At 65.7% G+C, this 10,597-nt stretch carries 14 protein-coding genes; 7 read left to right on the top strand and 7 right to left on the bottom strand.

Annotated elements, in window-relative coordinates:
* Positions 1-4 precede the first annotated feature (4 nt).
* Both QME71_10300 and QME71_10295 read left to right on the top strand, forming a co-directional pair.
* A complete protein-coding gene (locus QME71_10300; GenBank protein MDI6858692.1) occupies positions 5-1,582 on the top strand; it encodes a hypothetical protein in 1,578 nt (525 codons plus the stop codon).
* A 10-nt stretch (positions 1,583-1,592) separates the two neighbouring features.
* Positions 1,593-2,330 (top strand): DinB family protein, encoded by a 738-nt coding sequence (locus QME71_10295; GenBank protein MDI6858691.1) that lies wholly within the window; start codon positions 1,593-1,595, stop codon positions 2,328-2,330.
* Positions 2,331-2,336: 6 nt separating this feature from the next.
* Here the strand turns inward: QME71_10295 and QME71_10290 are convergent, their stop codons facing one another.
* From QME71_10290 to QME71_10260, 7 genes are all read right to left on the bottom strand, one after another.
* A complete protein-coding gene (locus tag QME71_10290; GenBank protein MDI6858690.1) occupies positions 2,337-2,627 on the bottom strand; it encodes a GYD domain-containing protein in 291 nt (96 codons plus the stop codon).
* Between the two features lie 221 nt (positions 2,628-2,848).
* Positions 2,849-3,631, bottom strand: coding sequence for a heliorhodopsin HeR (gene heR, locus QME71_10285; GenBank protein MDI6858689.1), 783 nt, complete (start codon positions 3,629-3,631; stop codon positions 2,849-2,851).
* Positions 3,632-3,691: 60 nt separating this feature from the next.
* Positions 3,692-4,351 (bottom strand): 3-oxoacid CoA-transferase subunit B, encoded by a 660-nt coding sequence (locus QME71_10280; protein ID MDI6858688.1) that lies wholly within the window; start codon positions 4,349-4,351, stop codon positions 3,692-3,694.
* Positions 4,338-5,027: a CoA transferase subunit A gene (locus QME71_10275; GenBank protein ID MDI6858687.1), complete on the bottom strand. Its 690-nt coding sequence runs from the start codon at positions 5,025-5,027 to the stop codon at positions 4,338-4,340. The genes QME71_10280 and QME71_10275 overlap by 14 nt, the downstream gene beginning before the upstream one ends.
* A 39-nt stretch (positions 5,028-5,066) precedes the next feature.
* Positions 5,067-5,789 carry a L,D-transpeptidase gene (locus QME71_10270; protein MDI6858686.1) on the bottom strand — a complete coding sequence of 241 codons (723 nt, stop codon included), beginning with the start codon at positions 5,787-5,789 and terminating at the stop codon, positions 5,067-5,069.
* A gap of 63 nt (positions 5,790-5,852) precedes the next feature.
* On the bottom strand, positions 5,853-6,317 hold the full coding sequence (dtd, locus tag QME71_10265; protein MDI6858685.1) for a D-aminoacyl-tRNA deacylase: 465 nt from the start codon (positions 6,315-6,317) through the stop codon (positions 5,853-5,855).
* Between the two features lie 6 nt (positions 6,318-6,323).
* Positions 6,324-6,626 carry a zinc ribbon domain-containing protein gene (locus QME71_10260; protein ID MDI6858684.1) on the bottom strand — a complete coding sequence of 101 codons (303 nt, stop codon included), beginning with the start codon at positions 6,624-6,626 and terminating at the stop codon, positions 6,324-6,326.
* A 226-nt stretch (positions 6,627-6,852) separates the two neighbouring features.
* Between QME71_10260 and rpsB the strand changes: the two genes are divergently transcribed.
* The 5 genes from rpsB to uppS all read left to right on the top strand — a co-directional run bounded on the left by rpsB (position 6,853) and on the right by uppS (position 10,556).
* Positions 6,853-7,698, top strand: a complete 846-nt coding sequence (gene rpsB / locus QME71_10255; protein ID MDI6858683.1) for a 30S ribosomal protein S2 — start codon at positions 6,853-6,855, stop codon at positions 7,696-7,698.
* Positions 7,699-7,703: 5 nt separating this feature from the next.
* Positions 7,704-8,216, top strand: coding sequence for a translation elongation factor Ts (tsf, locus tag QME71_10250; protein MDI6858682.1), 513 nt, complete (start codon positions 7,704-7,706; stop codon positions 8,214-8,216).
* 6 nt (positions 8,217-8,222) lie between these two features.
* Positions 8,223-8,978, top strand: coding sequence for a UMP kinase (gene pyrH, locus QME71_10245; GenBank protein ID MDI6858681.1), 756 nt, complete (start codon positions 8,223-8,225; stop codon positions 8,976-8,978).
* A 33-nt stretch (positions 8,979-9,011) separates the two neighbouring features.
* A complete protein-coding gene (gene frr, locus QME71_10240; protein ID MDI6858680.1) occupies positions 9,012-9,569 on the top strand; it encodes a ribosome recycling factor in 558 nt (185 codons plus the stop codon).
* A gap of 297 nt (positions 9,570-9,866) precedes the next feature.
* Entirely contained in the window at positions 9,867-10,556 is a 690-nt protein-coding gene (uppS, locus tag QME71_10235; GenBank protein ID MDI6858679.1) for a polyprenyl diphosphate synthase, read from the top strand.
* Positions 10,557-10,597: the final 41 nt, after the last annotated feature.

Here is a 10,597-nt window from a genome sequence, read left to right as displayed (position 1 = left end):
AACGATGGCGCTATCGGAAACCGATATCGAGGCACGGATCGAGGCCTACCGCCGCTCGCTGAGGGAGGAGATGGGACTCGCCGAGCCGCCCGTCCGTCACTTCAAGCGGCCCGAGGAGCCGCCCGTCCCGATTCGAAAGGGCGAGACGACCGTCGTCTACTGCGGCCTCCCCGACACCCTCCAGCAGGTCCTGCTCGGCGTGCTGGAACGCGAGGGCTACAAGGCGCAGATCCTTCCCACGCCGGACAACGAATGTCTGTCCATCGGCAAGGAGTACTGCAACCGCGGGCAGTGCAACCCCACGTACTACACCATCGGCAGCCTGCTGAAGTTCCTGCTCGACCTTCGGAAGCAGGGCATGTCCGACAGCGAGATCGAGCGGCAGTACGCCATGTTCTGGGCGTCCGACTGCGGGCCCTGCCGCATGGGAATGTACGAGGCGGACATGCGCAAGGCGCTGAAGGCGGCGGGCTTCCCCAACTTCCGCATCGCCATGATCGACATCGCCCACGGGCTGGACATCGACCAGGAATCGGCGGGGGTGCGCATCCGGCCCATCACGTTCTGGCGCGGCGGCCGGGTAGCGATCTCAGCCGATCTCGTGGCCGATATCGCTTCGCAGGTGCGGCCGTACGAGGTCAGGCCGGGCGAGACGGACGCCGTGACCGCAGAAGCGTTGCGCCGCCTGCGGATCGCCGCCCGCGAGGGCCATTCCGCCCGCAAGACGATGGTCGGCATCAGAAAGCTGTTCAACGAGGTCGAGATGGACTACCTGCGGGTGAAGCCGCGTGTGAAAGTGACGGGCGAATTCTTCCTCAAACACGCGGAAGGCGAGTCGAACCACCTGCTGTTGAAGTGGCTGGAAGACGAGGGCGCCGAGGTGGCGCGGGAGACGATCGGCGCGTGGTTCGAGTACATGATCTGGCTGAACGAGCTGAAGGTGCTCGACCGCCTGTTCGTGAAGCCGGACGAGAAGGGCATGGGCACCGCCAACCCCTGGCTCGTCTGGCTGGGGCTGCGCGCCGGCAAGCTGCTGGCGGAGACGGTGTACCTGTTCTACCGCGCGCTGATGAACTTCAAGCCGCAGCCGCTGCCCGTCATGAGCAAGCTCGACAAGTACTCGGAAGGCTATTACGAGAAGCGGCTCATCGCCGGCGAGGGCCACCTCGAGGTGACGAAGCACATATACATGGTCAAGCACTCGAAGGCGCACATGCTCATATCGGTGAAGCCGTTCGGGTGCATGCCCAGCACGGTTAGCGACGGCGTGCAGGCGAAGGTTGTGAGCGACCTCGTCGACACGGTGTTCGTGCCCATCGAGACGACGGGCGACGGCGAGGTGCTGGTGAAGAGCCGCGTCCAGATGAAGCTCCAGGAGGCGAAGGAAAAGGCGCGCGAGGAGATGCAACGCGTCCTCGACAGCTATGGGGTGACGCTGGACGAGGTGCGGGCGTACGCGCGGGCGCACCCGGAGCTATCGATGGCGATGCGGGCGATACCGCAGACGAAGGGCGTCGTGGGGACGGCGGCGAACTTCGCGGCCGACATCGCGCGGCGCATGGGCCGCAAGCGCCGCTCCTGACCGGCGGCGAATGATGAAGCTACGCGTCGGCCTCGTCACGCTCGGAGCGCGGCTCCAGGCCTGGGTCCTCGACCTGCCCGGCTGCCTCGCCGGCGGGCGCGACATGGATGAAATCGCACGCATGCTGCCCCTTGCCGTCGCCGAGCACGTTGCCTGGCTGCGGCGCCACGGCGAAGCCATCGACGACCCGGAGGGATGGGAGACCACCGAGACCCTCGACGCAACTTCGCGTCCCGACTCCCTCTTCGATGCCGACCGCGCGCCCCTTAGCAGCGAAGAGCTCGAGACCCTCATCGCGCGCATGCAGTACGCGAGGGCCGACCTGCTGGACGCCGTCCGCGACGTGCCGGACGCCATCCTCGACTGGGAGCCGCCGGCGTCGGCGTTCGCCTCGTTCGACCCCTGGGCGCCGGACGTCAGGGGCATCCGCGGCGTCCTGCGGCACGTCTTCCAGACCGAAGTCTACTATCGCGACGGGCTGCGCGACGGCGCGGCGAAAGGGCTCTTCGAGGAGGTGGCGGACCCGGCGGAAGAGCGCGAGAAGACGCTGGCCCTGCTGCGCTCGCTATCGGAAGAGGAGCGGCGGAGAGTATTCAGGCCGCTGCGGCCGGGCCAGACGGAGCCCCAGGAGTGGACGGCGCGCAAGGTGATAAGACGGATGATCTCCCACGAGCGGGCGCACACGGCGGAGGTCATCCAGCGCCGCACGTGGGTGCTGCTCGGCCCGCCCGAACTGCGCGCGCCTTGAGGCCGATTACATCTTCTCGATGATCTTCTTCATCTCCTCTTCGTTGAACGCCCGGAACGTGTGCGTCTTCGCGTTCCCCGCTTGCGCGACGCCGAGCAGCGCCGACGTGACGGTCTCGTCGTCCGGCGCCTCGGCCAGGACGAAACCGTCATACTCGCCCAGGGCCCACATGAAGGCGATGACCTTCCCCCCGCGGCGCTCGATATCGGCCTTGAAGCCCTGAGCGCGCTCGACGGCCCCAGCGACGTTCTTCGCCCCCTGCTCGGTCCATTTCCACAGCGTCAGATAAGTCGGCACGATTCCTTGCCTCCTCCTGTAATGTCCGTCAACCCGTGACGGCGCCTGACCGATGACGAGATGATAGAAGGGGTGCGTGCACCGCGCGTGATCGACGCGGGAAGAAATGTAAAGGACTCATGCACAAAACGGCGACGCGCCTGCCGTCACGCCGGCTTTGCGATCGCCGCCGGCCCTACCGTGCGCTCCGACCCCGGAGCCCGCCCTGGGGCCCGGTGAGGCTAATTCAGGGTGCCGGCGAAGACCTGCCACGCGAGGGCGGACTTTGCCGTCAGACTTAGCAGGACGTACATCCTCTCCCCGAACAGGTAGTCGCGCCAGGGCCCGGCCTTCGCGTACTGCAACACCATGTTCACGGCGAAGATGTTGAAGAAGACGAAGAGCGAGGCGACGATGCCGTAGACGAACGCCGGCACGTCGCCCTCGTCCGAGGTCAGCACCGCGCCGGTGAACGCCCACACAATGATCACCCACGGCACGATGCCCGCGAAGCAGCCTAGGACGAAAGCCGTCCAGTCCGTCTTTTCCGTCGTCTGGTTGTGCTTCTCCATCATCAGGCCGAAGAAGATCATCGTTGCGTTCAGGGAGAACAGGAGGACGAGGGTCGGCAGGTCCAAGATGCCGCTGAGCAGGGCAATGACGACGATCATCACCGACGCGCTCGCCGAGTACTCGAACCAGCGGATGTAGTTGATGCGCCGCTTCAAGTTCTCGACGTACCACGGGAAGACGGCCGGCGACGCGGTGACGAAGTGGGCGATCGACGAGATGAACAGAAAGGCGGCGATCATCGGCGCGAGCTGGATGTCGAAGACGGTGCGCGTAACCGTATCGACGCCTGTCCCCGGCGGGCCCGTCGCGTCGAGAAAGGTCGTGCGCAGGGGCAGGGTCAGACCGGTGCTGAGCGCGAGTATCGCCAGCCCTTGCAGGAGATGGAGCAGGCCCATGCCCGCGTTGAACCAGCGGAGACGGGTGTACTGGGGTTCGTAGGGAAGAGCGGTCATGAAGAGTCCCTCCTTCGACGGCTAGTGCTGCGTCTGGCTTGCCACGGTGGTCAACCGCGGCTACAGCTCCATCTCGCGGAGGTCCGGTGACGGTATGAGCGAGGGCTCGCTCAGCGACTGCACGAGGTCGAACGAGACGCCGTGCGCCAGCTCGGTGACGACGAGACCCTCGGGCCGCACTTCGATGGCGGCGAGGTTGGTGACGATGAGGTCGACGACGTTGACCGCCGTCAGGGGGTAGGTGCACTCCTTCACAATGCGCGGTTCGCCCGTCTTCGTCGTGTGCTCCATGGCGACGATGAGGCGTCGCGCGCCAACCGCCAGGTCCATCGCCCCGCCGATGCTGCCGGTGCCGCGCGCGGGAACCATCCAGTTCGCGAGGTCGCCCTTCTCCGAGACCTGGAGACCCCCGAGCACGCTGAGGTCGATGTGGCCGCCGCGGATCATGGCAAAGGAGTCGGCGCTGTGGAAGAAGCAGGCGCCGGGCAGCAGGAGGACGGGCTGGCCGCCGGCGTTTATGAGGTCCCAGTCGATCTCGCTCTCGTCGGCGGTCGTCGGGCCGTAGCCGAGGATGCCGTTCTCGGCCTGGAAGATGACGGTAACGCCGGGGGGAATGAAGTCGGAGACGAGCGTGGGGATGCCGATGCCCAGGTTAACGACCATGCCGTCGCGCAGCTCGCGGGCGACGCGCAGGGCGATGAGCTCCCTACTCAAACCCATGGAGGTCATGCTTGGGGCCTTTCACAATGCGGTCGACGAATACGCCCGGCGTTACGACCGCCTCAGGGTCCAGCTCGCCGGGCTGGACGATTTCCTCCGTGTCCACGATAGTGACGCGGGCGGCTGTCGCCATAACGGGGTTAAAGTTGCGCGTCGACATGCGGTAGACCAGGTTGCCCAGCGTGTCGGCCTTATAGGCCTTGATGAAGGCGAAATCGGCGCGCAGAGGGTATTCGAGCAGGTAGCGCACGCCGTCGATCACGCGCTCCTCTTTGCCCTCGGCGACGACGGTGCCCACGCCCGTCGGCGTGTAGAACCCGCCGATGCCGGCCCCGGCAGCGCGCATGCGCTCGGCGAGCGTCCCCTGCGGCACGACCTCGACCTCGACCTCGCCCGCTTTGAACGCTTCGAAGAGCCAGTCGCGGCGATTCGTGGTGGCGCGAATGGGGAACGAGCCGATGAATTTCTTAAGTTGCTTGTTCTGCACAAGGACATCGAGCTTGTCGCCGAGGCCGATGTTGTTGGAGATGGCTGTGAGGTCTTTGACGCCTTTCTCGGCGAGGGCGAGGATGAGGTTGGTGGGGCTGCCGGCGGAACCGAAGCCGCCGAACATGATAACGGCGCCGTCCTCGACGTCGGCGATGGCTTCAACGGCGGTTGCGTAGACCTTGTTCACGTGCTCCCTCTCCACTTGCAAGCTGTTTGCCCCCACCGCTTACCGGTAGACCACGATGCGTGTCCCGTAGGTCGCGAAGTCCCAGAAGAACCTGGCGTCGTCGTAAAGCATGCCCACGCAACCGTGGCTGGAGGCAACGTTACCAAAGTAGCTTATCGGGCGCCAGTAGTTGGAGTGCAACGCATACCCGGGGGCGAAATACTGCGCGAAGTACACGTCCTCCAGGTAGTAGCCCTCGGGGTCGTCGTGAGGGACACCCATGGTCTCCGAGTCCATGATGTCCTTCTCCTTGCGGTAGTTGATGCGGAACTCGCCCAGCGGCGTCTCGTAGCCGGGCATGCCTGTCGTCACCAGAGCCACGTAGACTGCCTTGCCGCCCACGAAGGCATACGCCCGTTGCGTAGTGACATTGACCCCGATCCAGCGCTCCTCAGGCCCGTAGGCCACGTTGGGAGGCGGGACCGCGTACGGCAGCTCGGCCTGCGCGATCTCGAACGGCGACGGCACGGGCGTGGGAGTCGGCTCGGGCGTGGGCGTGGGAGCGAGGCGCGTCGCCTCTCTCGCCGCCACCACCTCGTAGAGGAAGATCTCCGCCTGGGCTTCCGTCACGTCCCAGTCGGGCGCCGCCGCTGCCTGCGGTTCTTGCGGAGAAGCGTCTTCGTCTGTCGCATCGGACCACGACACGAGGAAGAAGACGAGGACGGCGATAACGGCTGGAACGGAGAGCCCGAGAAGGAGAACGCGCAACACTCTGCCCCGCATCGTCGTCACAGCCCCTTGCATGCGAGCGTTTTTCGACAGTATACAGACGTGCGCGGAAGGGGTCTAGCCGCGGCGCGGCCTCTCGAGATCGGCGGTGTCGAGGATGATCGTGACGGGGCCGTCGTTCACCAGCTCGACCATCATGTGGGCGGCGAAGCGGCCACTAACAACCGTTATCCCCCTCTCGCGCAGCGCCGCCTCGTACCGCTCGACGAGGGGCCGCGCGATCTCAGGCGCGGCGGCGCGCGTGAAGCTGGGGCGCCGCCCTTTGCGGGAATCGGCGAGGAGGGTGAACTGGCTGACGACGAGCGCTTGCCCACCTGTATCGAGCAGCGACAGGTTGAAGCGGCCCTCGGGATCGCTGAAGATGCGAAGCTCGGCCGTCTTCTCCGCCAGGCGGCGGGCGTCTTCCGGGGTGTCGTCTTGGGCGACGCCGACAAGCGCCACCAGGCCGGCGCCGATCTGGCCGAGGCTCTCGCCGTCGACCGAAACAGAAGCGCGGGTTACCCGTTGGATGACCGCCTTCAACGGCTCTTACCCCGCGGCCGCCTCCGACGCCTTGGCGCCGTCGCCTCCGGGCTTTTCGGCTGCCGGCTCCTTCTTCGTCTCCACAGCCGTCACCGACTCGACTTCCGGGGCGGACGAGCCGACGGGCGAAGGCCTGCGGTTATCGGTCACGTAGAAGCCCTGGGCCTTGAAGAGTATGGGCGGCGGGTACAGCACGCGTCGTGCTTCGCTGCCGCACTGGGGACAAGTTTGGAGAGAGGGGGCGTCGAAGCCCTCTCGCTTCTCGAACTGATGGCTGCACTGGGTACAGCGATACTCATACGTCGGCAAGGGAGACCTCCGAAGTGCTTACCTAGATATTACTTTAGACTAGAATAAGCTTAAGAGGCAACCCGAAGGGGGCACAAGAGGCCCGGGGGAGCGCGCACCGTTGCCTGGCGATAGCGCCCTATGCTATAGTGAGTTGGCTCGCCCGCTACGAATAGAAAGCGGGCGGGTTATTGCAGTTAGCGCATTTCCCGCATTCGCAGGAGGACCATTGGCAGCACCAGTGAGCATGAAATCCCTTCTCGAGGCCGGCGTCCACTTCGGTCATCAGACCCAGCGCTGGGACCCCCGGATGCGCCAGTTCATATTCACCGAACGGAACGGCATCCACATCATCGACCTCCAGCAGACCGTCCAGTACCTGCAGCGCGCCTACGACTTCGTCCGCGACGTCGTCGCCGGCGGGCAGACGCTGCTCTTCGTGGGCACGAAGCGCCAGGCGCAGGACTCCATCGAGAGCGAGGCCCGGCGTTGCAGCATGCCGTACGTCAATAACCGCTGGCTCGGCGGCACGCTCACCAATTTCGGCACTATTCAGAGCCGCATTGACCACCTGGTGCGGCTGGAGGACGCTAAGGCCCGCGGCGAATACGACCGCCTCCCGAAGAAGGAAGTGCTGAAGATCGACAAGGAGATCGAGCGGCTGAACCGGCACTTCGGCGGCATCAAGGAGATGACCCAGCTTCCCGGCGCTCTGTTCATCGTCGACACCACGGCCGAGCGCATCGCCGTGGCGGAAGCGCGCCGCGTGGGCATCCCCATCGTTGCCATGGTCGACACCAACGGCAACCCCGACGAAATAGAGTACCCTATCCCCTCGAACGACGACGCGATCCGCGCCGTGCGGCTCGTCACGTCGCGCATCGCCGACGCCGTGCTCGAGGGGCTGGCGCTGCGAGAGTACACCCCAGAGGAGGCGGAGGTGCTCGCCGGGCAGACGTACAGCGTCTCCCCCGAGGAGCCGGGCCCCGAGGAGCGGGGAGAGGAAGCAGGCGAGGAGGAAGCAGCGCCGGAAGAGACCACCACCAGCGCGGAGACTCCCGAGGCAGAGACCCCAACGGAAGAGGAAAGATAGAGACGATGACACAGGCGAACGTATCTGCGGCCGACGTAAAGGCGCTGCGTGAGAAGACCGGCGCGGGCGTGATGGAGTGCAAGAAGGCGCTGACTGAGGCGGGCGGCGATCAGGAGAAGGCCATCGCGATTCTCCGCGAGCGCGGACTGAGCGTCGCCGAACGGAAGGCGCACCGCGTCACCGGCCAGGGGCTCGTCGAGTGCTACATCCATGCCGGCGGCCGCATCGGGGCGATGGTCGAGGTCAACTGCGAGACCGACTTCGTGGCGCGCACGGACGACTTTAAGACGCTGGCCCGTGACCTGGCGATGCAGGTCGCCGCCCAGGCACCCCTCGCCGTCACCGAAGAAGACCTTCCCACGGAAGCGGACAGCCCTCTCGAAGAGGCCTGCCTTCTCCTCCAGCCCTTCATCCGCGATCCGTCCCGAAAGGTGCAGGACATCGTTAACGACGTCATTGCCAAGACGGGCGAAAACATCAGGGTGCGTCGGTTCGCGCGGTTCGAGCTTGGAAATTAGCCCAGCATGGCCGGGGCGGTCTACAAGCGGGTCCTCCTCAAGCTAAGCGGTGAGGCCCTCGCCGGCGAGGGCCGGTTTGGCATAGACCCTCCCACGCTCGCCGCCACCGCCGAGAAGATCCGGGCCGCCCACAACAACTGCTCTCAAATCGCCGTCGTCATCGGCGCCGGGAACATCCTGCGGGGGATCCGTCTCAGCCAGAGCGAGCAGGGGATGGACCGCGCGACCGCCGACTACGCCGGCATGCTGGCGACGGTCATCAACGCCCTCGCGCTCCAGGACGCGCTGGAACAGACCGGCCTCGACGTCCGGACACAGTCGGCGATAAGCATGCAGCGGGTCGCCGAACCTTACATCCGCCGGCGGGCGATACGCCATCTCGAAAAGGGGCGGGTCGTCATCTTCGCCGGAGGCACGGGCAACCCCTTTATGACAACCGATACGGCGGCCGCCCTGCGCGCGGTGGAGATCGGCGCCGACGTCCTCCTGATGACGAAGAACAAGGTCGACGGCGTATACGAGGCGGACCCGGCGCAGACTGCGGGGGCGCGTCGCTTCGCGGCGCTCAGCTACGCCGACGCCCTCGCCCGCAGACTGCGCGTCATGGACAGCACCGCCCTGGCGCTATGCATGGAAAGCGACCTCCCCGTCATCGTCTTCGACCTGACGCAGCGAGACAGCATAGTCCGCGCCGTTTGCGGCGAGGAGATGGGAACGGTTATCAGCAGCCGGCCGACGTCGTTCGCCGACGCGGCCTCTTAGTCGCAACTCCTTCTCGAAAGAGGTACGACGCCGATGATAGACGAGACGCTTGCCGAAGCGGAACGACGCATGAAGAACGCCGTGAGCGTGCTCCAGCGAGAGCTGGACTCCATCCGTACCGGTCGCGCGCGGCCGGGCCTGGTCGAGCAGCTCAAGGTGGACTATTACGACAGCACTCTTCCCCTTAATCAGCTTGCCACCATAACCGCGCCCGAGCCGCGTCTCATCACCATCCAGCCATGGGACCGGCAAGCGCTGGGGGCAATCGAGAAAGCGATCCAGAAGTCGGACCTCGGGCTCAACCCCATCAACGACGGCCACAGCATCCGGCTCGCCATCCCCCAGCTTACGGAAGAGCGGCGGAAGGAGCTGGTGAAAGTGGTGCACAAGAAGGTGGAAGAAGGCCGGGTGGCCGTCCGCAACGTCCGCCGGCACTCGGTCGAGGAGCTGCGGCTGCTCGACAAGGAAAAGAAGGTGTCGGAAGACGAGGACAGGCGGGCGCAGGAGCAGTTGCAGAAGCTCACCGACCGCTACATCCAGGACATAGACAAGCTGGGTAAAGAGAAGGAAGCGGAGCTGCTGGAGATCTAGATCCGTGTACGTTCTTCGCCTCATGATGCTTCGGGCGCATTCCTCCGGGCCGGTGAATATCGGGAGATCGCTGAAAAAGCCGATCGATGTGCCGGCCACGTCGCACGCCCCTTCCAGAAAGGGCGGCTCGCGGCCTCCCCATCTCAGTTTGACGGGGCACCGCCCCAACCCCCCGGCAGAGGGCTTCGCCCCCTGCACCTCCGCGTCCGGCGCGCCGCGAATCTTGCTTTTCGACCGGGAGCGCAATGCCGTCTTGCCGCCGCCATCGCGCGGCGGTCCCGTCACATGCCGGTGCCAATGAAGCTTCCGAATCATGTCGCCATCATCATGGACGGCAACGGCCGCTGGGCGAAGGAACGCGGCTTGTCGCGCCAGGCGGGACACCGCGCCGGCACGGAAAACATCCGCCGTATCATCGACTACCTGGGTAACCGCGGCGTCCGTTACCTGACCCTCTACGCCTTCTCCACAGAGAACTGGCGGCGCCCCCGGGCCGAGGTCCGCGCCCTCCTCCGTCTGCTGGGAACGGTAATCAAGCGGGAAATACGCGAGTTGCATGAGAAGGGCGTCCGGCTCGTCCACCTCGGCAGCCTCGAGCACCTTTCGCCCGAGCTGCGAAAGCAGGTGCTGGATGCCGTCGACCTGACGAAGGACAATACGCGGATGACGGTGGCGGTGGCGTTCGACTACGGTGGGCGTGCCGAGATCGTTGACGCCGCGCGGCGGATCGCCGCCGAAGGGCTCTCGCCGGAGGAGATCGACGAGGACGCGTTCGCCGCCCGCCTGTACACGGCCGGTCTGCCCGACCCCGACCTCGTCATCCGCACCGCAGGCGAGATGCGGCTCTCCAACTTCCTCGTCTGGCAGGCAGCATACGCCGAGTATTATTCGACGCCTGTCTACTGGCCGGACTTCGGGCCGGAGGAGATGGAGAAGGCGCTGCAGGAGTACGCCCGCCGCGAACGGCGCTTCGGCGGCGTCGGCTAGACGAAGGGATGCGCCCGGCAGAGAGCAGCCGGGAAACTCAG

This window comes from Dehalococcoidia bacterium (assembly GCA_030018455.1).
In the GTDB taxonomy this organism is placed as follows: domain Bacteria; phylum Chloroflexota; class Dehalococcoidia; order DSTF01; family JALHUB01; genus JASEFU01.
Note: the sequence above shows the minus strand (reverse complement) of the source record. Positions and strands in the feature narration are given on the sequence as shown.